This is a genomic window from Kamptonema formosum PCC 6407, from assembly GCF_000332155.1.
Lineage (GTDB): Bacteria > Cyanobacteriota > Cyanobacteriia > Cyanobacteriales > Microcoleaceae > Kamptonema > Kamptonema formosum.
On record NZ_KB235903.1, the window covers coordinates 2572050 to 2594738 of the forward strand.

A 22689-nucleotide genomic window follows, 5' to 3' on the forward strand; every position below is an offset into this window, starting at 1 on the left:
TTGCTAATTGCTAATTGCTAATTGCTAATTGTTAATTCCTAATCCCTTCTACTTACCTTCCCCCTCTTCCCCCTCTCCCCCATCTTCCCCTAGTCCCTAACCCCTAGCCCCTAGTCCCTTCTTCCCCTAGTCCCTAGCTATAAATGTGTTGACTCTCACTCTCTTAGACCCCCAAAAACAGACTCCTCTGCAACGCTGGATCTTTGATAGCGAGTCAATCATTCGCATTGGCCGCTCTCCAGAAAATCACGTTATTATTGTCGATTCCCTAGTTTCCCGGCAACACCTAGAGTTACGAAAAATTAATAATTCACCATCTAACAGCACTTGGTTGCTTGTTAATCAAGGCACCAATGGGACTTTTGTCAATGGTGTTTTGATGTCTCAGGGTGTTGTCTCCGACGGTTCCCTGATCCAGCTAGCACGAGGCGGGCCCATCCTGAAATTCCAGGTAAGCTCAGATATATTGGCTAATTTGCCCCATTCTCCCTCCCCAAGTCCGCATCCTGCGCCCCTCCCTACTTGCAATCATGTTGGCAACCCGCCAGGGAGTTTATTCTGCATCCATTGTGGCAAACCAATTAGCGTGGAACGCACGATTCGCCAATATCAAGTGTTGCGAACTTTAGGTCAAGGGGGGATGGGGACTACGACTTTAGCCTGGGATAGCCAGAAGGCGCGATCGCAACAGCCTGGAATTCCCCCGGCCGCATCTTTGGTAGTCCTTAAGGAAATGAATGCGGATATGGCCCAAATCGCCAAAGCTCAAGAACTTTTTGAAAGGGAGGCCCGTACCCTTAAAGCGCTACACCATCCGGGTATTCCTCAGTTTTTTGACTTTTTTGTGGAAGGGGGGAAGAAATACCTGGCAATGGAGATGCTTCACGGTCAAGATTTAGAAAAACGGATTTATCAGCGGGGGCCGGTTACTCCCCAACAGGCGATCGAGTGGATGATTCAAACCTGTGAGGTGTTGGACTACATTCACTCGCAACAGCCCCCGATCGTTCATCGAGACATTAAGCCTGCTAATTTGCTGGTACGCCACCGCGACAATGGGATCGCGGTAATCGATTTTGGGGCCGTCAAAGAAATTGGCACGCCCCCTGGTACTCGCATTGGCGTTGAGGGCTACACTGCCCCGGAACAGGATCGGGGTCAGCCGCTAAGTCAATCCGATTTGTATGCTATTGGCCCAACGCTGATTTTTTTGCTAACGGGGGAAAGCCCCCAAAAGTTTTACGGCAAGAGAGGTCGAGATTTTGGGTTCAACGTGGAAAGGGTACCCACGATCGCGCCGAAATTGCGGACTGTGATTTCGCGGACAACGGAACCTAAACCAGGCGATCGCTATCCTACAGCTAAAAAACTAGCCGAAGCCTTAGCAGCTTGCCTCTAGGCAAAAGTACACTGAAACCCTTTTTAGTTAAAAGAGTTACCCAAAACTAAACACTCAAAACTCAAAACTTTTCTAGTCCTCATCCCAACCTTCGACAACTAGCAACTCGCTAACGGGGTCTTGCATGGAAAAATCAAACTCTTGGAGTTGTTGTTTCCAGTACGGCCACTCGTCTCCGTACAGTAAAGCGATTTTCCACAGACTATCTGTCGGTTTGATGATGTTGGATTTCACAAGTGATTGCACCTGACGTTGAAATTTGACCATCGGGTGTATAACCTGCTGGCTCATAATACCTCTTGAATTGTTTAAATCCTCTCGAATTAAGACTTTCCTGCTCTCACTTTTTGCCTATGTGTAGATTTTTGTTGGAAAGTCACCATCTAACCTTTTAGCGCACTATCGTTACTTTTGACAAGTAGGTATAAGCAAGACTGAAGATTTAAGGCTAAGTTGAAAGAATTAATCATGGAGTTGAGGGCTTCAGGCTGCTATAGCTACCGGCGAAGGTCAAGGAACCAGGAAGAAGTTAAATCTTGAGAGTGGGCTCTACCACACTTTCGGCCTCAATGACGAAAAATATAGCAATTGTGGGAGCGATCGCCACACTAGAGCCAAATTTCTTTACCTTCCTCTGTAAAGCGCACATTTTTAATCTTCCACCCCCGGTTTGCCATGAGAGTCTGGCGCAGACCACCAAACAAGGCTAACTGTTCGCAGTTGGAAAGAGAGGTTAATCGGCGTTTGGAGTTGGGAGGAATACGCAAATCTATTATAGCTAAACTCTTCTGGCGATCGAGAATTACCCGATAACTCAACTCAAAGTCTGTGGTGTACTGTTGTTCTAAAACTTGTGCCACTGTTGCCTCAAGGGAGTGTTCTACCGGAACGGTGACATCTTCAGGAATTAAAGCTTGGCACTGACTGTCTACTCCATAAATGGTGACTGTCTTCGTATCAGGCGCTACAGGAGCCTCAACTGCTGGCAGTATTGGGGGATAGATAGTTTCAGGCTGTGGCGTAGCTGTGGGTGATGGTATCGGGGGAATGGACTCTCCCAGCTCAGGGGGTAGCGGAGTGCAACTATTTAAGCTAAATATAATCAGGCTGGCAGCAAAGGCCGCCTGATATTGCTGGATACTGTTCATCGATCGACCACCAAACTCTTTATATGAATTTCGGTGAGGTTTTTAACAGCTCCGCAGGAAACAGCAGTCAATCTAAAATCTAAAATCTAAAATCTAAAATGGCTATGGTTTGGACTCGCCGCCACATTCTCTCTCTTGCTGATTTTACTCGCGGTGAATACGACGCGGTACTGCAAACTGCTGGGAGTTTTCGAGAAGTGCTTGGTCGCCGCACAAAGAAGGTGCCGGCTCTACAAGGTCAAGTGGTGGCTAATTTATTTTTTGAGCCTTCTACTCGGACTCGTAATAGTTTTGAGTTGGCGGCGAAGCGGTTGTCGGCAGATACGCTGAATTTTACGCCGGGAAGTTCTTCTCTGACCAAGGGGGAGACTATTTTAGATACGGCGAAGACTTATTTGGCAATGGGAACGGATATGATGGTAATTCGCCACGAGCAGGCTGGAGTACCGATGGCGATCGCGCAGGAAATGGATCGTTTGGGTTCAAAGGTGAGCGTCCTTAATGCTGGAGATGGTCAGCACGAACACCCTTCTCAAGGTTTGTTAGATTTATTTACTATCTGTTCGCTCTTAGACCCCGAACACCCTCGCCTAGAAATTTTAGCTGGTAAAAAAATTGCTATTGTTGGCGATATTCTGCATTCGCGAGTAGCTCGGTCTAATATTTGGAGTTTAACTGCAACTGGAGCTGAAGTTCATTTGGCGGGGCCACCTACTTTGTTGCCGTTATTATTTGCTGAGTGTGGCAATGGTAGGGAAGGAAACTTATTTTTACATTGGCAAGTTGAACCTGCTTTACAAGATGCTGATTTTGTGATGGCCTTGCGGCTACAAAAGGAAAGGATGGGTCAGTATTTGTTGCCGAGTTTGCGAGAATATCATCAGTTGTTTGGGATTACGCGCGATCGCCTTAAGCTCTGCAAACCCAATGTTAAAGTTTTACATCCAGGCCCAGTTAACCGAGGTGTAGAAATTAGTTCTGACTTGATGGATGATGCCGAATTTAGTTTAATTTCCCAACAAGTTACCAGTGGTGTTGCTGTCAGGATGGCTTTGCTCTATCTGATGGGGGGTGGTAAGCTTAATTAACACTGTTGGCGAATTCAGAAAAAATCTATGTGAGGTTAGCCAGTTCAAGAATATTGAACCAATATCATCCACTCCAAGCTAAAGAGGCTCGAGCCCCCGCAATATGTTCTTCCTTTCCAGTTAGCAAGGCGAATAAGGCGTATTCCACGGGATTAGCATTCCAGAGTTCTATGATGTGTTCCTTCATATAAGACCATACGATCCCACCAGCAGTTTGGTAATGCTCAAGCACATCCTGGAGAACTTGCTCACCGAAGGTGGCATAGAAACAGACGAAATCCTTGGCAGGATCGCTTACTGCGGCTTCTGTCCAATCGATTAGTCCCATCAAATTTCCGTCTTTGTCCACAAGCGTATGACCAGGGTGAAAGTCTCCGTGAATCAAAGCCGAATGCTGAGGCCACAAGGCATCATTGGCAATCCAGTCTTGCCAACGTGCCCAGCGTTTATCAGAAACACCAAGCAGTTCTCTGGTCTTCTCCATATTCTCTCCCATAGATTGCCGCACTCGATCGACTGTTTGAACTCGGATACTGAATTGTTTCACTACCTCAATGCGTGTTTTGTGGAGTTGTGCCAGTGTTTTTGCCACAGAAGAAATGTATACAGCAGGCGGAGACTTCGGATCGATGTACCATACATAATCGCCGATATCTGGATCTATGGTTCCGGCAGGAATTCCCTTTAATAGCGGATAGGCAACCAGTTCATCCGAAACAATTTTCCAGACGGGAACGCTCACATCGACTTGGCTTTTAACCAGTTCAAGAACTTCTCTTTCATAATACATACGCTCAAGAACATCAAGTCTTCTGGGAAATCGCAATACCCATTTTGTATTATTCTCTTTGGCAGTAGCAAACGTAGTTATGAAGTCCATTCCCGATTTGTTAATATTTAAGTCTGCGTCCAAAATGAAGCCATTTTTGTCGGCTATGCTAAGTAGTGTCCTGATTTGGTAGTCTTCACTAATAGATTTAGTCATTTTAAATTCGCTCCTTCATGAGCATTGGCTAACATCTATATATAGAACTATCGTCTAACATTGTTGTACAATCCTGCAAACTTAGAAATTAACGCTGCCAAAACGAGTGAAAAGTCCGATATGGAGTTAATGAACGACCCGCAGGCAAAGCGTGAGGCAGACAGAGCGCAAGCCCACAGAGACGAACTGACTGAGCTGATTGCACACGCGATGTGGAGCGGCTACGAGAAACTATTAGGGAGACTGCTAGTTGAAACAGTGTCTTAATTAATAAAGAAAGACGCGATCGCGCATCAGCTTTCAATCTGGCAAATCGGGATCGATTCCCAATTCACGTAACTTTGCTGCCAATCGTTCTGCTCTTTGGCGTTCCTGTTCTGCTCTTTGGCGTTCCTGTTCTGCTCTTTGGCGTTCCTGTTCTGCTTGTTCTGAACTCCATAGCAGCAAATTACCTGAGTTATCCCACCAGCGCAGCCAGTTCATCGTTTGTCCCAACCGTTGCCCCGACCAAATCCCCAGATCTAGTTCCAGTTGTGGAATCCACACCCGGCCCTGTGCATTTGCTGGATGTAAAACATATCGTCCATCTTGCAAATAACGCACTTCCAAATTAACTTCGTAGGGGTCATAAGTGACATAAGTAGGCACTTGAAGAATTTGTTCGTAAAAGTGGAGTTTGCCATAGGGGGGAGTCGATCGAATTGATAGTTCTCCTCCATCTGCTTCTGAGAGAAATTCCATCACGATCGCAACATTAGCACCATCAGTATTAGGAGTATAACTACGACGAATGACCCCCGCTGCTAAAGGATGCACTTGAGTTACATAAAACCAGTCTGGTGCTTTGACTACAATCTTTTTATTGACAGTAGCAACTAGCCCCAAATTAGAGGCAATGAGCATTTCTGGCTGGATATATCCTGCGGCTCCCAGTGTATCGGTGAGAGCAGCCGCGAGAGAAGGTTGTTGAATATTCTCCACAGGATCGTCTGGTAATACGAAGTTGGCTGGTAAGGGTTCCCAAGTGACAGTTGGCTTAGCTTTTATAGAAGGGGCTTCAAGTACCATTATATTAACCCTCAACCAATAAATTTTGTGCAAATTTATATAGTATAGCAACCGCCAAGAACATTAGGGTATTCTAAATCGATCGAACCGTTCGGCAAGCGCGATCGCGACAAAGCTCTTACTTTTATTCTCTTCCCTTCTTCCCTTCTTCCCTTCTTCCCTAGCCCCCAGGGTTTGAAAACACGCCCTAGCCCCTAGTCTGCTAGTTATTGCACAAAAAAAGCCCATTGGTTGGGCTTAGCAAAGTTCAACTAATTCCGATCGTTCAATTTATTAATGATAGTAATGCTTGCATTTCTGGCTGTGGGAATGGGAAGAAGCGCGACGGTAGCCTAGCCATTGGGAAGCTACCCAGCCACCGCCTTTGATCTGAGCCCACCCGTTCTTATAATGACCCGTAAGCTTGACATGACTACCATTGTGTAGCTTGGAGTGTACGCAATAATCAATGCCAGGCCCGCAACGGACATTTAGCCGACCGCCATTGGTGCGGACATAGGCGGCGTATGCGTCACTAGGTACGGCTAAGACAGATAGAGCAACTGCAATACCTGCAAGACCCATCCATGCAGAACTGGGAATATTTAAGCCTAGTTGCTCAAGGGATCTCAGCTTAAGTTCTGGGCCGGGGTTTTCGTAGGTAACGTAGGAATGAGTAAATGCTAGTGTTTCCATAATTTCCTGATTTAATGTCAGATTGGTCTGGCTAAACTCAGGCAAAAATTCCTAATTTCAGAAGAATTACTCATGGGTCGGAAAACACATCAGTAACCCTGGTTATTTTCTATTTTTGTCGAAGTTTGGGGAATTTTACCGAGTTTATAGCCAATACCATAGCACTTGGCTTGTTTTTCGCAAAGAAAAATCTAATAAAATTTACAAATCCTAGAAGTAAGCTCGGAACATCTGTAACTGAAGCTTATCAATGGTGCTGAGTTAGAGTTATGGATAGGCGATCGCTGAAAATAGATTCAATATTCAGTTGCATCACAACTATTATTAGCCCATGAATACCCTTACAATTTCCCTCAACACTCTTTCAGACAATCATCCTAAAGATAGTTTTGCTATTACTTTTGCTCCACTATCAGTCGCAGAAATATACACTTTAGCTGATGACGCAGCTAATGGGGCTGTGGTAATGATGAGCGGTACTGTACGCAATCAAACTGATGGTCAACCTGTAGTGGCTCTGGAATATCAAGCCTACGAACCGATGGCTGTCCGAGTATTCCGGCAGATAGCAACCGAGATTCGCCGTCAGTGGCCAGATGTTAATCGAGTAGTAATTCACCACCGCGTTGGGCGATTGGAGATTGGGGAAATCAGTGTGTTAGTTGCTGTTGGTTGTCCCCACCGTTCAGAAGCATTTGCAGCTTGCCAGTACGGGATGGACACTTTGAAACACAATGCTCCGATCTGGAAGAAAGAATTTTCTACTGATGGCTCTAGTAGTTGGGTCAGCATAGGAGCGTGTGAAGCTAATTGTTAAGTTTTAGTGTCAGATTCAGTTATTTAGACAAAAGAGCTTTTAACATAATGCTAAAAGCTTTGGGTACTCTATTTACCTTGAGTAAGTGATGCTGTGTAAATATTTTTGAAAGTCCGGTTTGTTCCGGTTGCCCAAAAAATATCCTGAAAATGTACCAAAATTTAGGGAACTCACGCATTCAGGGGCGCGTCATTAAAAGCGGAAAGTTTGACACAGCGAATTCCGCCCATGAGTCACTTTATTTCTGTACCCTGGTCTACGGTTGAGGCGACCGTTCCTCAAGTGCAATTGCCAGCCGAAAAACTTTCTAACTACGACTTAGTGTTGCGATGCCAAGAAGGGTTGCGCCCCGATCGCGCTGCCTTTTCCGAACTGCTGCGTCGCTATCAGTCTCACGTCGATCGGGTTCTATATCACTTGGCACCGGACTGGCAAGATCGGGCAGACTTGGCTCAGGAGGTCTGGATTCGAGTCTACCGGAATATTAAGCGCTTGCAAGAGCCTGCTAAGTTCCGGGGCTGGCTCAGCCGGATCGCGACAAACTTGTTTTATGATGAGTTGCGAAAACGCAAGCGGGTTCGTCCCCCCATGTCTCTAGATGCTCCCCGCTTTCTAGAAGATGGAGAGATAGATTGGGAAATTGCTGCTGACTCTCCGGGGCCTGATGAAGATTTGACGACGAGGGAGTTTTACGATCAGCTACACGAAGCGATCGCAGATCTACCAGAAGTATTCCGCACGACTATTGTTCTTAGGGAAATCGAAGGGTTAGCCTATGAAGAAATAGCCGAAATAACTGGTGTTTCCCTGGGAACTGTAAAGTCCAGAATTGCTCGTGCTCGCCAGAGACTCCAGCAACAATTGCAAAAGTATCTGGATGGTCGCTAGTTTAGCTTTTTGAGACGGTAGTGTGAGGTTTTGGTAAAGTTTTCCTTTGACTCCAAACTTCTCTTTTAAGATCGTAAATAAAGGATATTTTGCTGAGTAACCAGCGCGTGAGTTCCGAAATTCCATGAGGTGGTGTGACTAATGAATCCTAAATTTGAGTCCGATAAAAATCATCAAGAGCACTTCCTACGGGATTCACTAACTAGGAATCCAGCTTCTAACAATCAACGGCAGGGTGCCATAAACACTATGATGCGAGATCGCTTTGAATTGCTGAGTGCCTACCTGGATGGTGAAGTGACGGCTGCTGAACGCCGCCAAGTTGAAGAGTGGTTGACCGCAGATCCCTCGGTTCGCGGCTTATACGATCGATTGCTGTCTTTACGACACGAGTTACAGGTAATGCCTGTACCACCTGCACAGCAACCTGCACAAGATTTGGCAAATCGGGTTTTCCAACAAGTTGACCGCAGGCGGAATCGGACTCTGGTTTGGGCGGGAAGTGCGATCGCGGCGATGTTTGTGGCGATGATGTCCGGTATTGTATCCGACCAACAATTATTTTCTCCACAGTTAGCTGGAGCTCCAGTTCCTGCGACTGCTGATGGCTTGATGCTCGCTTTGAATGAGCCTGTAATGGATATAGTGAATCCTAATGATTTGATGTTAACTGTGAACGAGCCTGTGGTGGAAATTCCCAAGCCGGGTTCGGGAGTTTCTAGAGGGCAGTAATTGGTAATAGTTAACTGTTAACTGTTAACTGTAATGGGTAATTGGGAATGGGTAATGGGTAATTGGTAATGGGTAATTGGTAATGGGTAATTGGTAATTGCTAATTAGACGTAAAAGAATTAATTACTATATAGCGATTATATTTTAGCCGATCGCTATTTTTTAGCGATCGCATACTGAATTTTTTATTTAACTAAAGTAAGAGAGTTTTTACTAACCTTTTATCAAAATTAACCTGACATCTGGCTAGCGGGTGAATTATTCTGGAAGCTAGTCAAGTTCACTTCGAGGAGAAAATAGATGAAAGTTACCTGGATGACTCGTTTAATGCGAATTTCCCTAGCAGCTCTACTATTCACCGCTGCATCTCTACCAGCCACACTCGCACCCGCCGCCAGCGAACCAGCACAGAGACAAGCTCAAGCCGGTCAGAAAAAGCGCCTCGTAGTCATGGACTTTGAGTATGGCACCAGCAATAGCTATTACAGCTCTTACAGAGGCGTAGGAGCAGCCAAAGGCATTAGCGAAATGCTGATTAACGAACTTGTCAACAATGGCACTTACACCGTAGTCGATCGCAGCAAACTAGAGCAAGTTCTCAGACAGAAAAACAGGGTAGCATCAGTCGATGCAGCTACAGCAGCAGAAATCGGTAAGGAACTAGGTGTAGATGCGGTACTAATCGGTACTATTACTCGATTTAACGTCGATAAGCAGTCAGGAGGTGGCGGCGGTTTTATGGGAATAGGCGGGAGTTCTTCTAAAACCAAAGCCAATGTCCAGATTGACGCGCGGCTGATTAGCACTACTACTGGCGACATCCTGGCTACTGCTAAAGGCATAGGAGAAGCAGATCAAAGCGAAAGTAGCGTTTCTGTAAGAGGTATTAGCGGTAACTCTTCTAGTGGTAGTAACGAGGACGATCTTTTGAGTACCGCAGTTCAAAAAGCAGTAGCACAAATGGTAATTAAATTGTCTGAAGTTTCTACTAAAATTCCTTAAGGATTAAGTAGAAGATAGAAGGCAGAAGAGAACACAGTTAACAGTTAATATTTAACTTAGGACTTAGGCTCATGGTTCCAGAAACCGGGTTTTTGAGAGCATCTGTTGGTAAAAATGCAGTATTTTCCTAAAAAACCCGGTTCCTTTGGTTGGGTGCGTAAGTCTTGATAACTGTTAACTAATTACATTTTTGCACTAAGTTAGGGTCAAGATTGGGGTCAATCTTATTAAAGATTGCCTCTTCTTCTTTAATCCATCCTGTTTCTCCCGGTTTTAGTTTCGAGGCTTCAGGTTCAAAAGTTGCTTTGATTGTCGGGGAAGCCGTAGGAGTGGCTGCTGAGGGAGAGGGTTTGCTCTGATTTTTAGTAACTTTTGCTAAATCTTTAGGAGTATTCAGCTTAATTTGACTTGAGTTAACTTGGTCAGGAAGAGAACAAACTTTTACCTCCAGCCAAGTTCCCTGTTCATTAAATTCTGTGTTGATAACTTCCAAAATACTGCCCGGTGGAACTGTACCTTTAACCTCAGATTGATCTAATTCGGTACTCAAAATTAAGCGCTCGTTCTTAATTCCCGGATCTGGTTTAAATTCAATCACATCTCCAGCTTTAAATAAGGAGACAACAGCAGTAGGAACTGGAGTTGCAGGGGATGGGCTAACAGGATCTATAATAGGATTCTCAGCAGAACTTCCCTGAAACCAACGATTGGTAACTTCACTAAAATCTGGGTTAAAAAAGTAAGCTAAAGGCAGTCCCCCCAATACTAAGAGCAATAAAATACCTAGTAAATAAGGTAGTGGGCTTTGATTTTTAGGACGGGGGAAAAACTGGGTTTTTAAGGACGAATTGCCTCCGGCATTTTGGATGCTAAAGTTGGGGACGGCATCATCATCTTCATCCGGGACATAAACGGGAACGTCCAAGGGGGCGATGGATAATTCTGTTAGGGTACTGCCCTCTTCTTTTGGTCTTACTTGACAGTAGATCAGAGCGATCGTGACATTATCGTGCCCATTTCTGGTATTAGCTATTTCAATTAATCGGTCTTTGACCTTGGCGACATTAGTAGTGCCATCTAGAATGGGGAGAATTTCATTTTCCCAGCATTCATCAATCCGCTCTTTATCGCTTAAACCGTCCGAACATAGTAGAAAAATGCAGTCTTCGTCTACAGGAAAGCGCTGTACTGTGGGGTGGAGAGTTGCTGAGGAGGTGATGCCTAAAGCTTGGACGAGGGCTCCGGCGGCTACTTGTTGTAAGGCATCTCGATAAAGAGCGTAACCGAGCCGGACTTCGCGGCAGGCGACATCATCATCTAGAGTAACTTGGCGGCAACTGCTGCGGGTAATCCAGTAGGCTCTGCTATCTCCGACGTGGGCGATGTAGAGTTCGTGGGCGTGGGCTAGACCCATGACAACGGTGGTGCCCATGCGCTGGCGGAGTTGTCGGTGTTCGCTGTCGTTGCGCCCGGAGATGGCATCATTAGCGGCGCAGGCAGAGCGTTCTAATTTAGCGGTTAGGGATTGGGGGTCGCAATTGGCGGGGTGCAGCAGCATAAGCTGTACGCGATCGCGAAGTGTGGTAACGGCAAGTTCGGAGGCGACTTCCCCTCCGTCTTGTCCGCCAATACCGTCGCAGACGATCGCGCAGGCTTCTGAGCCGGGAGATACTTTGATGGCTGTACCATTGGGGGGGTAGCAAGCGTCTTCGTTGTGGGAGCGGGTGGGGCCGGTGTCCGTGCCGGTGGCGATGTAAATTGTCCGCTCGAGCGATCGCCCGCATAAGGCTAGGGCTTTATCTAACTGACCGATTAGTTGTTCGGCTGTTCGCACTTGACCGGCGGTCATTTGCTGGCACAGTTGTCGTAAAAAACTGGCGATCGTGGGGTGGGCGCTTCCCACCCATTGCTGCCATAATTGGCCCAACTGAGAAAAGTTGGGGGCTTTTTGATCGGGCTGTAATTCTAATAACCGTAGTAAGGGCCCTTCTACTCGCAGCAGTTGGGGGGTGACTAGGGTAGTAGCGACTGCTTGAGAGCTGCACGGTTGCCAGAGTTGAGCGATTTGCCATAGCCAAGACAATTGGCGCATGGCTGTGGCGTTTTTCCAGGCGATCGCTAATTCTGGCATTAAGCCTTCGCCGGTGGTCGATAGCGGGCCATTTTCTAATAGCCAGATGTCGCTGCCGAGTTTGGTAGTCGTGCGGGGGATTACGCCGTACACTTCGGGTACGTGGAGGCGATGGGGAAATAGCCTCAGATAGGGTGTGATAAAGCCCGGAATGTCTTCGGGCATTTCGGGATATTGTTCGGATTGAGTATCGAGCAGAATTCGGTCGCCCTTGAATAGGTAGCGACCAGCTATCAGCTCTCCAGGCCGACAGGCTTTTATCCCTTCACCGATAGCCCACAAGTAATGTTTTGGCACAGCGTACTGCATAGGGGTTCCTCACGCCTCTCAGCCTAGTGCTGATCTGAACTATTTTAGCCAATTCTGGTCTTTTAATTCCTTGCTATCTCTATTTTGGCGATCGCGCTGTCGATCTGGCAGAAGGAATCAGGAAGAGCGATAATTTGGGAGCGCATCTAGAGAATATACGGCAATGATATGATTTAAGGGGGAAAGCGACACGGAGAATCATTACTCTCCGAGCAGGGATTGAAACAAAACTCAATAAAACGAAACAGGCATTGACAAAGGTAGATTATGCCCATTCCCGATTCGAGCCCCTCACCAAAAAAGTCACCCGATCCCAAATTTCTCCCCAGTCTAGAGGTCGATGAGTTGCTGGCTACGCTTGAGCATTCTCATGGTTTGTATTACAAAATGATGAATCTTGAGGTTTGGGCGATCGTCGAAACTCTCGATCAGTTTTTCCCTGGTTCTTGGGGGCACTTTATGACTAACCGTAAAGTGGCGATGAAGCAGTTTTTGCAGCGCCAGCAAGCTAAAAATGCTGAGGGAAAAGAGGAAGGGAGTAGCGATTTGAGCGATTTAAGCGAGGGGGAGGAAGGTTTAGCGGATGCGATCGATAACTTTGTTCCCCCGCCCTTAGATGAAGACGGGGGGGCGACATCTTCTATTCCTTTTCCTTCTTAAATTTGCTAGACGCTAATCTGAGAGTCAACTTGGGGGAGCCCCATACTGTAGTTGAGGACGCGGCTATTAAGGTTGTAGCTGATTTGGCCTTGCTGAAGAAGCGATCGCACGAGGTGTTCTAACTCTGAACCAATGCGGCGGAGGTTATATTCTGTTAAGTCTTCGCCGTTATAACTTTCTACGAGCTCGTCAAATTTGCGGTAAACCTGGTTGAGGGTTTCAGTAGTCCAGTTTAGCTCGTTATCTGGATCGATATCGATAGTCAGAGAGTCTTGGCTGGGTACGAATTCGTTGTTTTCGAGGGTGGCGGTGTAGATGCGGATATGCCGGGTGGTGGATTTGAGCAGCATGGTTCTCGGAGTAAAGAAAGCTTCAGAGTTTATAATAGCTGAGAATTGCGATCGGAGGACAAGGTGGAAGGTAAAAGATTTATTCACTCGCTGCGACTGCAAAATTTCCTTTCTTATGGTAATGAGGGGGAAATAAATGGTAAAGGAGATTCGGATTTATATCGAAGGCTGTGGGGATAGTAAGAATACAAAAGGATTGCTTCGACAAGGATTTAGCAGTTTTTTTAACCCAATAGGACTTACGCTTATGGCTTCAGAAACCGGGTTTTTGAGAGAATCTGTGGATAAGGGCGAAGTATTTTCGTAAAAAACCCGGTTTCTTTGGTTGGGTGCGTAAGTTCTACCCAATTAAAGAGATTGTACCCAGTAAAAAAATTGTTAGAATCAAGCTTGAAAGATATTATTTGCGAAATATTTCTTAACATGAGAGCGATCGCCAAGAGGCATCTGTTTGGTCATAAATAAGTTATTCTCTATAGAACCTATTTGACATCTAAGAGGCCAGCCTCTTAATCATCAGCCTAATAAAACAAAGATTAACTTTGTTCATTCTTCCTCACCTGTCGATTCTTCTTTAGCAAATTCACCCCATCTAACATCCTGTAGAATTGCGCCATCGAAAACTTTACCCTCAAGTTTAGCTCCCAGCAAGAGCGCACCTGTTAAATCAGCTCCAGAGAAGTTAGCTTCCACTAAGTTGCTACCAGTTAAAACTACACGCATGAGTTGGGCATTAGAAAGATTGGCTTTAGTCAGATTAATGCTCATCATAAAACAACCTTCAAAATCTGCTCCTGCTAGGTTAGCATCTGATAAGTTAGTATCGGAGAGATCCGCTCCCCGAAAATCACATAACTCCAGATTAGCACCTCTTAAGTCAGCAAAATACAACCTCACTTCTTTAAAATCCGCGCCAGCGAAGTTGATGCCAGCAAGGGGAGCACCTCTCAAATCCCAGTCGGCTTCTTCAATGTAAGGCAACTCCGAGAGAAAGTGTGCCCAAGGCTGTCTCGACTGCAACGCTGTAATTACATTGGCAAGCATAGCTTGGCATTTTTCAGATTGCCATCTACTTGTCACTTTTATTCTATGTTCTTCTATTTCCTCATATATATCTTTGGTTTCCTTGGACATAAATTCCTCCTTTTACTAAGACTATTTACTAAATGAGCGGGTGACGGACTGATAAATTCTAGGGATTGCGTCCAATACTTATTAAAAAACTTTTTAATTTACTCAATTCGTCTTGAACCTGTTTATATCTTTTGTTTAAAACCTCATTTACTCTAGAAGTTATGTCAGGAGGTTGGTTTCGGATTTTCCTTTCAAGTTGTTGGCGGACATTTTGTAGGCCTCAATAAGCGTATTCGAGTTCTCCAATATGGTTAAAAGGAGTTCCACGATCCGCTCTAAATATCAAAACTTTTCGTAAGGCGAGCTTGTAACTGTTTACGATAATCATCTAAGCTGTTGGAGCGACATGACATAGGATGAACTTCTATCATTCCTCTCCAAGAGTTTATTCCTTGGTCGTCCAGTAACATCTGAGGTTTAGGCAAGAATGCCTCAAAGATGTCTAAGATTCCAAGCTCCCTTGCAGTATTCTTGGCATACTCGGCTCCGCCCGAACTCCAGCAATAGAGTTTAGCCCCCTCTTTTTTAAGTTCTTTGATATGTTCTATCGTCGCAGTGATTGGTATTCTTTTACTGCCATAACTGCGGACTAATGTGTCATCTATATCAACATAAATATAAAATTGTTGCGGTTTGGGTGAGTTGCTACTTTGCATTGTAAAATAAAAAGTATTTTTCCTCTGGGATTCTACCATTTGCCGCTAACATGAAGACGGAGGCATCAATATCATAGTTTTGTCCTGTTTGATTCACTTGCCAACCCAAAGCGATCGCAACTTTATTGAAATCAGGAACTTCTTTAGAAAGGTTAAATCTGTCGCCCTTAGTTAATTCATAAGTCATTTTTTCTCTCCTGCAATGATTGATAGTTTTGATTTTTCTCAGTGTTTACTTTTCCACATAATACTTTTCAACAAAACTCCGCAATCCTGATTTATATCCTTGTCCTACGGCCTGAAACCTCCAGTCTCCACTCTTTTTATATAAGCGTCCAAATTCTAAGGCTGTCTCGACTGTAAAATTCTCTTTTAATTCGTAGCGAGTTAATTCAACTTTTGTCTGACTATCATAGAGACTGATAAAAGCATTAGAAATTTTGCTAAAGTTCATACCTACTGACTCGGCATCGTGGATAGTAACAATGAGTACAATCTGTTCAATCGCCGCATCCATTTTGGATAAATCAACTCCGTAAAGGGTATTGATGTATCCTTTTCTAGGTGAATAGTTATCGGTGGCTGATTGTCTCACAGAACCGTCAAGAGATTTAGTATTATTGTAAAATACTAAATAGTCTTCGTGAGGGATTCTGCCATCTGTTCCTAGCATAAATGCTGAAGCGTCAATTTCACAGTTCTTACCTGCTAGATTGGCTTGCCAACCCAAGGCGATCGCTAATTTTTTCAAATTCGGCACTTCTTGAGAAAGATTGAATCTGCCACCTTTAATTAATTGTACGGTCATGGGCTTTTGTTCCTTCCTACGATTTAAGAAAGCTGCTATTTTTGCTAAACGGTTAGTAGTGCTATTGCCTTTACAGAGTTGGGTTGCGTTTTTCAACTCAACTTTAATGATATCTTTAAATGAGACGTAACATCTGTAGGACTTACGCAAAACTATTCGTAACGCCGCCTTCTAGGCGGTAAAGAAACCGCCTAGAAGGCGGCGTTACTAAAGTGTGTGCGGGGCAAAACGCACGGGGATATTAGTTTCTTGTTGAATCTGAGTTGCGATCGCTTCTAATTCGCTATAACTGATACATTTAAGAATTTGCACGGGGTAAGGACGATCCTCAGCAGTGTGATTTCCTCTCCCATCTAATTGCCGAGTTAAAGGTTTTGGTCGGGTGGGCGTATTGAGTTGAATTTCCGCAGGCGCTAAGGATTTCATTAAACGGATATATTCTGTTTTCGTAGCTGCATCCCAGGGTGATAAAACCATTGTTTGAATACCGAACTCTCCATTATATTGTTGCCGAAATTGTTGCAAACCGGTCTGAATACTTTGTAAGTCAATTCCTGGGACGGGACGATTGATGCGCTGGAGGCGATCGCTACTAACTGCATCTAATTTTACCGATACTTTGTCGGCTAAAGCTAGTTCGGAACGCACTTGTGGGTCAGTCAGTAAGGTTCCATTCGTCAATACTGCGATCGCGCGGTGGGTGCATTTTTTGACAGATGCAATAATTTCGCCTAAATTCAAAGCTTGCGTCGGTTCCCCACTACCGCTGAGGGTGATGCTATCTACATCCCAAGGCGCGAAGGATTGTAAATCTTCTAAGATTTGGTTGGTAGGGATAAAAATGGCGCGATCGCTGATTTTAACTTCTATCTCTCCCAGTTGACAGTAAACGCAGTTAAAGGAACAGGTAGAAACTTGGCCGATGGGGTCAATACCTAGCGATCGCCCGTATCGCCAAGACTTGACTGGGCCGTAAACTGAGGAAAATTTAGATGTTGTAGTTGATGACATAGCTGTTATCCAATTGGAATTTTAAAATATAAAGACTTTTTCAATTATACCACTTATGTTAACTCGCCAACAGATTGCTTTTTATCTCGAAGATGTTGAAACTCCCGCTGGGAGGGCTGTTAGTTTAATTATTACGGGGCTAATTCTGCTATCTTCAGCCATTTTTGTAGCGGAAACTTACCCTCTTTCTGAACCAGTTAGGATTGAACTTGAAGCTCTTGATATTGCTATTTTAATCATTTTTGCTTTTGAGTATTTAGTCCGTTTTTGGTGTGCGGATGAAAAGTTAAAGTTTGTTTTTAAATTTTTCTCTTTAATTGACTTACTGGCTATTTTACCATTTTTTCTAGGTATAGTCAATATCAGCTTTCTCCGTATCTTTCGGTGGTTTCGGATTTTGCGGCTTCTCCGATTTTTTGAATTCAAAATTTCTATCTTCCGCATCAGCAGCGACGACGGGGTAATTTTTGCCAGGATTTTATTTACGCTGTTTACGATTATCTTTGTGTACTCTGGTTTGATTTATCAAGTTGAACATCCCGTTAATGCTGAGAAGTTTAATACTTTCTTGGATGCGGTTTATTTTTCAGTGGTGACAATGACAACTGTGGGATTTGGGGATGTTACTCCGATTTCGGAGACAGGAAGATTCTTAACTGTTTTGATGATTTTGAACGGTATTGCTCTCATTCCTTGGCAATTGGGAGATTTAATTAAGCAATTTGTGAAAACTGCTAATCAGGTAGAAACTGTGTGTAATGGTTGTGGATTGTCCGTACATGATAAGGATGCTAGATTTTGTAAGAATTGTGGGACTAAGTTGGATAAGGGCTAATTGCTAATTGCTAATTGCTAATTGCTAATTGCTAATTGCTAATTGCTAATTGCTAATTGTAATTGAAAAATGTTATCATATTAAGTAATCGGACATAAATAAACGCTATAAACTGTAAGGTGGGCGCTCGCCTCAACCATCTTCTACTATGAGTTACAGGCTTGAGGCGGCGAGCGCCCACCCTACGTTTAATTATGTACGACTACTTAAATCTGGTGGTATAAACATAATTACAGAACAGTTAACAGTTAACAGTTAACAGTTAACAGTTAACAATTGAGAGTAAAGATGTCGGAGATATTAACAACAGGTCAGACGATCGCGGCGATCGCGACAGCAATTGTGCCACAACAGGGTAGTGTGGGTATTGTCCGGGTTTCTGGTGACGAGGCGATCGCGATCGCGCACACCCTGTTTCACGCGCCAGGAAATCAAATTTGGGAATCTCACCGCATTCTCTACGGCTACATCCGTCACCCCCAGTCTCAGCAATTGGTCGATGAAGCCCTATTGTTAATTATGAAGGCTCCGCGCTCTTATACCCGCGAAGATGTGGTCGAATTCCACTGTCACGGGGGAATTATGGCCGTACAACAGGTTTTGCAGTTGTGTTTGGAGTCGGGGGCGAGGTTGGCGCAAGCGGGAGAGTTTACGCTGCGGGCGTTTTTGAATGGGCGACTGGATTTGAGTCAGGCGGAAAGCGTGGCGGATTTGGTGGGGGCGCGATCGCCTGCTGCGGCTCAGGCTGCTTTAGCTGGTTTACAAGGGAAATTGGCTACACCCATCCGCGAGTTGAGGGCGACTTGTCTGGATGTGTTGGCGGAAATTGAGGCGCGGATTGATTTTGAGGAAGATTTACCGCCGCTGGATGAGGGTGCGATCGCGTTACAAATTCAGCATATTTTGGCAGAATTGTCAAGGATTTTGGCGACGGCTGACTCTGGGGAATTGCTGCGATCTGGTTTAAAAGTGGCGATCGTGGGGCGGCCAAATGTGGGTAAGTCGAGTTTGCTGAATGCTTGGAGTCGGTGCGATCGCGCCATTGTAACTGACTTACCAGGGACAACGCGGGATGTCGTGGAATCGCAGTTAGTGGTGGGTGGAATCCCGATACAGGTGTTGGATACGGCGGGAATTAGGGAGACAGAGGATCGGGTTGAGAAAATTGGGGTAGCGCGATCGCGTCAGGCGGCTGAGTCTGCCGATTTAGTGTTGTTAGCGATCGATGCCGCAGCGGGCTGGACAGAGGGCGATCGGGAAATTTACCAACAGGTAAAACATCGCCCGGTAATTTTGATCGTTAATAAAGTTGATTTAGTCTCGGAAAAAGACTTAGAAATACTTCAATCAAAAATCGAAAATCCCCAAGCAAAAGTTCTAGCCGCAGCCGCTTATAATCAGGGAATCGAAGATTTAGAACAAGCAATTTTAACTGCTGTTAATGCGGGAGATTTACAAGCTGGAAATTTAGACTTAGCGATTAATCAAAGGCAAGCAGCAGCGTTAACTAGGGCAAAAATTTCTCTGGAACAATGCGCGGATACAATTAACAACCAATTACCCTTGGATTTTTGGACAATAGATTTGCGGGGGGCGATTCAAGCTTTGGGAGAAATCACCGGAGAAGGAGTGACAGAATCAGTTTTAGATCGGATTTTTAGTAGATTTTGCATTGGTAAATAGATTGATTAAGTTTACATCTTAGTCCGCGCAGGCGGACTTTGTTTGTGTAGCCGCGATTTCAATCGCCGCGATATTTTAGTTTTCTCGTATACCATTTTCCCTAAATTCTAATTGTGTTAGGATTAGGCAAAATAAATTAGAATTGCCATGCCAACATTTATCTATCATATTACCCATATCAATAATCTGGAATCCATTGTTAAAGCCGGTGGATTATTAGCTTGCAACGCTATGTATGAAGCCAACGCCGAGTACACTAATATTGCCTACGATGGTATCCAAGATCGCCGTGCCAGAACTTCCGTACCTTGCAGTGTAGGTGGAGTATTACATGATTATGTTCCATTCTATTTTGCCCCCCGTTCCCCCATGCTCTGTGCTATTAACAACAAGGGAAAAGTAAAAGGCTATAGCGAAGGTCAAACTCCTATAATTTACCTAGTTTCTGAAGTAGAAAAAATTGCCGATAGTAATTTACATTTTGCCTTTACAGATGGTCATGCAGTTATGACTTTTACCGATTTTTTTGATAACCTAGAATATCTGGATGAGGCTATTGATTGGGAAGTTATGGAATCCCGATATTGGTTTGATACTGATGAAGATAATGATAGAAAACGCAAGCGTCAAGCTGAGTTTTTAGTTTACAAATTCTTCCCTTGGCAGTTAGTAACAGAAATCGGAGTTAAAAACTACCAAATTAAGACAGAAGTAGATAAAATCTTAGAAAAGAATACCACACATCAGCCACCAGTCAAGACTCGCACAGCTTGGTATTATTAAATAGTAAAGATATATATCATTTACAATTCCAGATTCACCCAATTTGTTATTCTTGAATAAGATAAACAGCAAATATTATGATAGAACTCACGCAAGGCAACCTCTTAGACGCAGATGCAGAAGCCCTCGTTAATACGGTTAATTGTGTTGGCATTATGGGCAAAGGAATTGCTTTACAATTTAAACAAGCATTTCCCGAAAACTTCCGCCAATACGCACAAGCTTGCCGTAGTAGTAAAGTGCAGCCAGGACAAATGTTTATAGTCTCTACTGGCAACTTATTTAATCCGCGTTACATTATTAATTTCCCGACAAAACGCCATTGGAAAGGCAATTCACGGATAGAAGATATAGAGATTGGACTTAAAGCACTGATCGCAGAAATTAAGCGATTAAATATTAAGTCTATTGCTATTCCGCCCTTGGGTTGTGGAAACGGTGGTTTATCTTGGACACAGGTAAAACCCTTAATTGAATCAGCTTTTATTTACTTGCCAAATGTAAAAGTTTTGCTGTTTGCACCACAGAATACTCCTGAAGTTGATAGAATGCGGGTAGCTACAGAAAACCCCAAAATGACTCGCGCCCGTGCCTTGTATATTCGCTTGCTAGAATTATATCGGCTTCCTGGTTATCGGTTAACAATGCTAGAAATTCAAAAATTAGCATATTTTCTTCAAGTTGCAGGAGAATCGCTAAAGTTGCAATATACGAGGGACAAATACGGCCCTTATGCTAATAATCTCCATCATGTCTTTCAAACATTAGAAGGACATTATATCAGAGGTTATGGAGATCGAAGCCAAGAGGCGCAAGTTTATGTATTACCAGAAGGGAAAAAAGCGGCAGAAACCTTTTTAGAAAATAACCCTGATGCTAATGCTAGATTAGAGCGTGTTAGTAGGTTAATTGAAGGCTTTGAAACTCCTTATGGCATGGAATTATTAGCAACAGTTCACTGGGTTACTCAGGAAGATCAGGAAGCAGTAGAAGATGTGGAGAAAGCGATCTCTCTTGTAAAAGAATGGAGTATTCGTAAGCGCGATCTCTTTAAACCTCAACATATCCGCAAAGCATGGCAGCGTCTTCGTGAGGAAAACTGGTTATTTCATATCAAGTTCGATTAAATAGTTGAGGATTGAGAACACAAGTATTTAATTAGGTAAAACCACTTATTACATGGATCGAGAAACTAAAAGTTCTATCTCACTAGGATGAGTAAAAAGTTTTTGTAGGCGATCGCTGAAATAATAAACCTCATATTCAGGTGCGAGTTCCTTTTGCAATTGTAACCACAAATTCACACCTTCTCGGTCAAAAGCTTCAGCTTCCTCTGGACTAGAAAAATCAGAATCAGGCGGATAATCCTGATTTAAAGTTGCATCGTATGCTTTCACCCATTTGGATAGCCGATTAATTGTATCTTGACTTATTGGTAGCGTTATAGGATCTATATCGCCAATATTATCTGCATCTTCACCCCACAAAGGATCGCAGCCATAATCAGCCATTAACCTAATTTTTTTAACCATAATTACCTTACCTCCTTTTAATTGTTATCTAAGTCTACTTCTGGGGTTCGCACCGACAATATATCCGTTATCAGATACCGTTATAGCCATATACTTAAATTCCCCCTTAAAAACAAATTTATAAATTTGCCTGGGTGTCTCACTCAGTTTTCCTTGAGTACCCACAACTTCCCCTTCTATTATGGCAGTCATCACGGCATCAGGAATTTCATCAATATCAATCCCTATCTCAGCAAACTGAGCAGCTTTACTCAAAATGTGTTGCATTCCAGATTTAATATTTCCTAATTCCAAAAAAACGATTTTGCCATCAGATCTCTTAGCAATTCTAACGATATTTTCAGGTGTGTGTTTGATACCTGCTTGAGTGAGTTCGGCAATGAGAGCTGCTTTTTCAGAATCAGCAGTATTGGCTGGATTTGTCAATTGGTTTGTAAAGTATTGATGGGCGTTCTAGAATAGAAATAATTATATTCCAGATTGCGCCAGCGAATGAAATTTACGTCAAATTCACCCCCTACGATCGCAAAAATTGTTTCACAGTTCCTACAAGTTCTCGCGGCCCGAAAGGTTTAGCAATGTAAGCATCTGCTCCTTGTTTAATACCCCAATAACGATCGAACTCTTCCCCCTTAACCGAGCAAAATACTATGGGTATATTCTGCGTTAGAGGATTATTTTTGAGTCGGCGGCAAACCTCAAATCCATTCATTCCCGGCATCACAATGTCTAAAATTATTAAATCTGGGCAATTTACCTCTATTTTCTCGATTGCCTCAACTCCATCGCTTGCCTCAATCACATTGATGCCGCTACCTTTGAGAAGGTTTGAGATCATCTCCCGATGCGAGTGTTGATCGTCTACAACTATAACTGTCTTCATAAAATTTTAAATCGATAACCCTGTTAAAAATCTAAGAGAGGGGGAGGGGAAGATGGGGGGAGAGGGGGAGATGGGGAGGATGGGGAAGGTGGGGAGCAGGGGAGCAGGGGGG

27 protein-coding genes and 1 pseudogene are annotated in these 22689 nt (G+C 44.0%); 12 read left to right on the top strand and 16 right to left on the bottom strand.

The window, feature by feature from the left end:
* The first annotated feature begins 145 nt into the window (after positions 1-145).
* A complete protein-coding gene (locus OSCIL6407_RS0116150; RefSeq protein ID WP_007356248.1) occupies positions 146-1399 on the top strand; it encodes an FHA domain-containing serine/threonine-protein kinase in 1254 nt (417 codons plus the stop codon).
* A gap of 72 nt (positions 1400-1471) precedes the next feature.
* Here the strand turns inward: OSCIL6407_RS0116150 and OSCIL6407_RS0116155 are convergent, their stop codons facing one another.
* Both OSCIL6407_RS0116155 and OSCIL6407_RS0116160 read right to left on the bottom strand, forming a co-directional pair.
* Entirely contained in the window at positions 1472-1690 is a 219-nt protein-coding gene (locus OSCIL6407_RS0116155; protein ID WP_019487428.1) for a DUF4327 family protein, read from the bottom strand.
* A gap of 317 nt (positions 1691-2007) precedes the next feature.
* Entirely contained in the window at positions 2008-2547 is a 540-nt protein-coding gene (locus tag OSCIL6407_RS0116160; protein WP_007356250.1) for a hypothetical protein, read from the bottom strand.
* Between the two features lie 98 nt (positions 2548-2645).
* Here OSCIL6407_RS0116160 and OSCIL6407_RS0116165 point away from each other — a divergent pair, with 98 nt between their 5' ends.
* On the top strand, positions 2646-3635 hold the full coding sequence (locus OSCIL6407_RS0116165; RefSeq protein ID WP_007356251.1) for an aspartate carbamoyltransferase catalytic subunit: 990 nt from the start codon (positions 2646-2648) through the stop codon (positions 3633-3635).
* Positions 3636-3699: 64 nt separating this feature from the next.
* Here OSCIL6407_RS0116165 and OSCIL6407_RS0116170 read toward each other — a convergent pair whose 3' ends face one another.
* Complete coding sequence (locus tag OSCIL6407_RS0116170) at positions 3700-4620, bottom strand: macrolide 2'-phosphotransferase (protein WP_007356252.1); 921 nt, start codon at positions 4618-4620, stop codon at positions 3700-3702.
* Positions 4621-4683: 63 nt separating this feature from the next.
* On the opposite strand from OSCIL6407_RS0116170, the gene OSCIL6407_RS30810 reads away from it, so the two are divergent.
* Positions 4684-4887 (top strand): hypothetical protein, encoded by a 204-nt coding sequence (locus OSCIL6407_RS30810; protein ID WP_148288868.1) that lies wholly within the window; start codon positions 4684-4686, stop codon positions 4885-4887.
* A 33-nt stretch (positions 4888-4920) separates the two neighbouring features.
* Here the strand turns inward: OSCIL6407_RS30810 and OSCIL6407_RS0116180 are convergent, their stop codons facing one another.
* A complete protein-coding gene (locus OSCIL6407_RS0116180; RefSeq protein WP_007356254.1) occupies positions 4921-5688 on the bottom strand; it encodes a Uma2 family endonuclease in 768 nt (255 codons plus the stop codon).
* A 273-nt stretch (positions 5689-5961) separates the two neighbouring features.
* A complete protein-coding gene (locus OSCIL6407_RS0116190; protein WP_007356255.1) occupies positions 5962-6363 on the bottom strand; it encodes an SH3 domain-containing protein in 402 nt (133 codons plus the stop codon).
* A 331-nt stretch (positions 6364-6694) separates the two neighbouring features.
* Between OSCIL6407_RS0116190 and OSCIL6407_RS0116195 the strand changes: the two genes are divergently transcribed.
* From OSCIL6407_RS0116195 to OSCIL6407_RS0116210, 4 genes are all read left to right on the top strand, one after another.
* Positions 6695-7180 (top strand): molybdenum cofactor biosynthesis protein MoaE, encoded by a 486-nt coding sequence (locus OSCIL6407_RS0116195; RefSeq protein ID WP_007356256.1) that lies wholly within the window; start codon positions 6695-6697, stop codon positions 7178-7180.
* A 228-nt stretch (positions 7181-7408) separates the two neighbouring features.
* On the top strand, positions 7409-8068 hold the full coding sequence (locus OSCIL6407_RS0116200) for a sigma-70 family RNA polymerase sigma factor (RefSeq protein WP_007356257.1): 660 nt from the start codon (positions 7409-7411) through the stop codon (positions 8066-8068).
* Positions 8069-8209: 141 nt separating this feature from the next.
* Positions 8210-8800, top strand: a complete 591-nt coding sequence (locus OSCIL6407_RS0116205; RefSeq protein ID WP_007356258.1) for an anti-sigma factor family protein — start codon at positions 8210-8212, stop codon at positions 8798-8800.
* A 300-nt stretch (positions 8801-9100) separates the two neighbouring features.
* Positions 9101-9802, top strand: a complete 702-nt coding sequence (locus tag OSCIL6407_RS0116210) for a CsgG/HfaB family protein (RefSeq protein ID WP_007357737.1) — start codon at positions 9101-9103, stop codon at positions 9800-9802.
* 178 nt (positions 9803-9980) lie between these two features.
* Here OSCIL6407_RS0116210 and OSCIL6407_RS0116215 read toward each other — a convergent pair whose 3' ends face one another.
* Positions 9981-12242 carry a PP2C family protein-serine/threonine phosphatase gene (locus OSCIL6407_RS0116215; protein ID WP_007357738.1) on the bottom strand — a complete coding sequence of 754 codons (2262 nt, stop codon included), beginning with the start codon at positions 12240-12242 and terminating at the stop codon, positions 9981-9983.
* A gap of 267 nt (positions 12243-12509) precedes the next feature.
* Between OSCIL6407_RS0116215 and OSCIL6407_RS0116220 the strand changes: the two genes are divergently transcribed.
* Positions 12510-12902 carry a hypothetical protein gene (locus OSCIL6407_RS0116220; RefSeq protein WP_007357739.1) on the top strand — a complete coding sequence of 131 codons (393 nt, stop codon included), beginning with the start codon at positions 12510-12512 and terminating at the stop codon, positions 12900-12902.
* Positions 12903-12907: 5 nt separating this feature from the next.
* Here OSCIL6407_RS0116220 and ndhM read toward each other — a convergent pair whose 3' ends face one another.
* From ndhM to OSCIL6407_RS0116260, 7 genes and pseudogenes are all read right to left on the bottom strand, one after another.
* Positions 12908-13252: an NAD(P)H-quinone oxidoreductase subunit M gene (gene ndhM, locus OSCIL6407_RS0116225; RefSeq protein ID WP_007357740.1), complete on the bottom strand. Its 345-nt coding sequence runs from the start codon at positions 13250-13252 to the stop codon at positions 12908-12910.
* Positions 13253-13798: 546 nt separating this feature from the next.
* Positions 13799-14386 (bottom strand): pentapeptide repeat-containing protein, encoded by a 588-nt coding sequence (locus OSCIL6407_RS0116240; protein WP_007357741.1) that lies wholly within the window; start codon positions 14384-14386, stop codon positions 13799-13801.
* Positions 14387-14444: 58 nt separating this feature from the next.
* Positions 14445-14594 (bottom strand): annotated as a pseudogene (locus tag OSCIL6407_RS38335) (hypothetical protein); the annotation flags it as partial.
* 67 nt (positions 14595-14661) lie between these two features.
* Positions 14662-15042 (bottom strand): hypothetical protein, encoded by a 381-nt coding sequence (locus OSCIL6407_RS0116245; RefSeq protein ID WP_007357742.1) that lies wholly within the window; start codon positions 15040-15042, stop codon positions 14662-14664.
* Positions 15032-15229 (bottom strand): TerD family protein, encoded by a 198-nt coding sequence (locus OSCIL6407_RS0116250; protein WP_007357743.1) that lies wholly within the window; start codon positions 15227-15229, stop codon positions 15032-15034. Before OSCIL6407_RS0116250 ends, OSCIL6407_RS0116245 begins: the two co-directional genes overlap by 11 nt.
* Before the next feature lie 45 nt (positions 15230-15274).
* Positions 15275-15850, bottom strand: a complete 576-nt coding sequence (locus tag OSCIL6407_RS0116255) for a TerD family protein (RefSeq protein WP_007357744.1) — start codon at positions 15848-15850, stop codon at positions 15275-15277.
* A 207-nt stretch (positions 15851-16057) separates the two neighbouring features.
* Positions 16058-16861, bottom strand: coding sequence for a radical SAM protein (locus OSCIL6407_RS0116260; RefSeq protein ID WP_007357745.1), 804 nt, complete (start codon positions 16859-16861; stop codon positions 16058-16060).
* 55 nt (positions 16862-16916) lie between these two features.
* On the opposite strand from OSCIL6407_RS0116260, the gene OSCIL6407_RS0116265 reads away from it, so the two are divergent.
* The 4 genes from OSCIL6407_RS0116265 (at position 16917) to darG (ending at position 21289) form a co-directional block, all read left to right on the top strand.
* Positions 16917-17696, top strand: a complete 780-nt coding sequence (locus OSCIL6407_RS0116265; RefSeq protein WP_007357746.1) for an ion transporter — start codon at positions 16917-16919, stop codon at positions 17694-17696.
* A gap of 288 nt (positions 17697-17984) precedes the next feature.
* Positions 17985-19379 carry a tRNA uridine-5-carboxymethylaminomethyl(34) synthesis GTPase MnmE gene (gene mnmE, locus OSCIL6407_RS0116270; RefSeq protein WP_007357747.1) on the top strand — a complete coding sequence of 465 codons (1395 nt, stop codon included), beginning with the start codon at positions 17985-17987 and terminating at the stop codon, positions 19377-19379.
* Positions 19380-19526: 147 nt separating this feature from the next.
* A complete protein-coding gene (gene darT / locus OSCIL6407_RS0116275) occupies positions 19527-20162 on the top strand; it encodes a type II toxin-antitoxin system toxin DNA ADP-ribosyl transferase DarT (RefSeq protein ID WP_007357748.1) in 636 nt (211 codons plus the stop codon).
* 77 nt (positions 20163-20239) lie between these two features.
* Positions 20240-21289 carry a type II toxin-antitoxin system antitoxin DNA ADP-ribosyl glycohydrolase DarG gene (gene darG / locus OSCIL6407_RS0116280; RefSeq protein WP_007357749.1) on the top strand — a complete coding sequence of 350 codons (1050 nt, stop codon included), beginning with the start codon at positions 20240-20242 and terminating at the stop codon, positions 21287-21289.
* 48 nt (positions 21290-21337) lie between these two features.
* Here darG and OSCIL6407_RS0116285 read toward each other — a convergent pair whose 3' ends face one another.
* The 3 genes from OSCIL6407_RS0116285 to OSCIL6407_RS0116295 form a co-directional block, all read right to left on the bottom strand.
* Positions 21338-21694: a hypothetical protein gene (locus OSCIL6407_RS0116285; protein ID WP_007357750.1), complete on the bottom strand. Its 357-nt coding sequence runs from the start codon at positions 21692-21694 to the stop codon at positions 21338-21340.
* A gap of 24 nt (positions 21695-21718) precedes the next feature.
* Positions 21719-22120 carry a hypothetical protein gene (locus OSCIL6407_RS0116290; RefSeq protein WP_007357751.1) on the bottom strand — a complete coding sequence of 134 codons (402 nt, stop codon included), beginning with the start codon at positions 22118-22120 and terminating at the stop codon, positions 21719-21721.
* Positions 22121-22211: 91 nt separating this feature from the next.
* Complete coding sequence (locus OSCIL6407_RS0116295; protein ID WP_007357752.1) at positions 22212-22577, bottom strand: response regulator transcription factor; 366 nt, start codon at positions 22575-22577, stop codon at positions 22212-22214.
* Between the last annotated feature and the right edge of the window lie 112 nt (positions 22578-22689).

What these genes read in the sequence shown, in the direction of transcription:
- OSCIL6407_RS0116155 (WP_019487428.1), bottom strand. Translation starts at nt 1,690, where the DNA reads ATGAGCCAGCAGGTTATACACCCGATGGTCAAATTTCAACGTCAGGTG.
- OSCIL6407_RS0116160 (WP_007356250.1), bottom strand. Translation starts at nt 2,547, where the DNA reads ATGAACAGTATCCAGCAATATCAGGCGGCCTTTGCTGCCAGCCTGATT.
- OSCIL6407_RS0116165 (WP_007356251.1), top strand. Translation starts at nt 2,646, where the DNA reads ATGGCTATGGTTTGGACTCGCCGCCACATTCTCTCTCTTGCTGATTTT.
- OSCIL6407_RS0116170 (WP_007356252.1), bottom strand. Translation starts at nt 4,620, where the DNA reads ATGACTAAATCTATTAGTGAAGACTACCAAATCAGGACACTACTTAGC.
- OSCIL6407_RS0116180 (WP_007356254.1), bottom strand. Translation starts at nt 5,688, where the DNA reads ATGGTACTTGAAGCCCCTTCTATAAAAGCTAAGCCAACTGTCACTTGG.
- OSCIL6407_RS0116190 (WP_007356255.1), bottom strand. Translation starts at nt 6,363, where the DNA reads ATGGAAACACTAGCATTTACTCATTCCTACGTTACCTACGAAAACCCC.
- OSCIL6407_RS0116195 (WP_007356256.1), top strand. Translation starts at nt 6,695, where the DNA reads ATGAATACCCTTACAATTTCCCTCAACACTCTTTCAGACAATCATCCT.
- OSCIL6407_RS0116200 (WP_007356257.1), top strand. Translation starts at nt 7,409, where the DNA reads ATGAGTCACTTTATTTCTGTACCCTGGTCTACGGTTGAGGCGACCGTT.
- OSCIL6407_RS0116205 (WP_007356258.1), top strand. Translation starts at nt 8,210, where the DNA reads ATGAATCCTAAATTTGAGTCCGATAAAAATCATCAAGAGCACTTCCTA.
- OSCIL6407_RS0116210 (WP_007357737.1), top strand. Translation starts at nt 9,101, where the DNA reads ATGAAAGTTACCTGGATGACTCGTTTAATGCGAATTTCCCTAGCAGCT.
- OSCIL6407_RS0116215 (WP_007357738.1), bottom strand. Translation starts at nt 12,242, where the DNA reads ATGCAGTACGCTGTGCCAAAACATTACTTGTGGGCTATCGGTGAAGGG.
- OSCIL6407_RS0116220 (WP_007357739.1), top strand. Translation starts at nt 12,510, where the DNA reads ATGCCCATTCCCGATTCGAGCCCCTCACCAAAAAAGTCACCCGATCCC.
- ndhM (WP_007357740.1), bottom strand. Translation starts at nt 13,252, where the DNA reads ATGCTGCTCAAATCCACCACCCGGCATATCCGCATCTACACCGCCACC.
- OSCIL6407_RS0116240 (WP_007357741.1), bottom strand. Translation starts at nt 14,386, where the DNA reads ATGTCCAAGGAAACCAAAGATATATATGAGGAAATAGAAGAACATAGA.
- OSCIL6407_RS0116245 (WP_007357742.1), bottom strand. Translation starts at nt 15,042, where the DNA reads ATGCAAAGTAGCAACTCACCCAAACCGCAACAATTTTATATTTATGTT.
- OSCIL6407_RS0116250 (WP_007357743.1), bottom strand. Translation starts at nt 15,229, where the DNA reads ATGACTTATGAATTAACTAAGGGCGACAGATTTAACCTTTCTAAAGAA.
- OSCIL6407_RS0116255 (WP_007357744.1), bottom strand. Translation starts at nt 15,850, where the DNA reads ATGACCGTACAATTAATTAAAGGTGGCAGATTCAATCTTTCTCAAGAA.
- OSCIL6407_RS0116260 (WP_007357745.1), bottom strand. Translation starts at nt 16,861, where the DNA reads ATGTCATCAACTACAACATCTAAATTTTCCTCAGTTTACGGCCCAGTC.
- OSCIL6407_RS0116265 (WP_007357746.1), top strand. Translation starts at nt 16,917, where the DNA reads ATGTTAACTCGCCAACAGATTGCTTTTTATCTCGAAGATGTTGAAACT.
- mnmE (WP_007357747.1), top strand. Translation starts at nt 17,985, where the DNA reads ATGTCGGAGATATTAACAACAGGTCAGACGATCGCGGCGATCGCGACA.
- darT (WP_007357748.1), top strand. Translation starts at nt 19,527, where the DNA reads ATGCCAACATTTATCTATCATATTACCCATATCAATAATCTGGAATCC.
- darG (WP_007357749.1), top strand. Translation starts at nt 20,240, where the DNA reads ATGATAGAACTCACGCAAGGCAACCTCTTAGACGCAGATGCAGAAGCC.
- OSCIL6407_RS0116285 (WP_007357750.1), bottom strand. Translation starts at nt 21,694, where the DNA reads ATGGTTAAAAAAATTAGGTTAATGGCTGATTATGGCTGCGATCCTTTG.
- OSCIL6407_RS0116295 (WP_007357752.1), bottom strand. Translation starts at nt 22,577, where the DNA reads ATGAAGACAGTTATAGTTGTAGACGATCAACACTCGCATCGGGAGATG.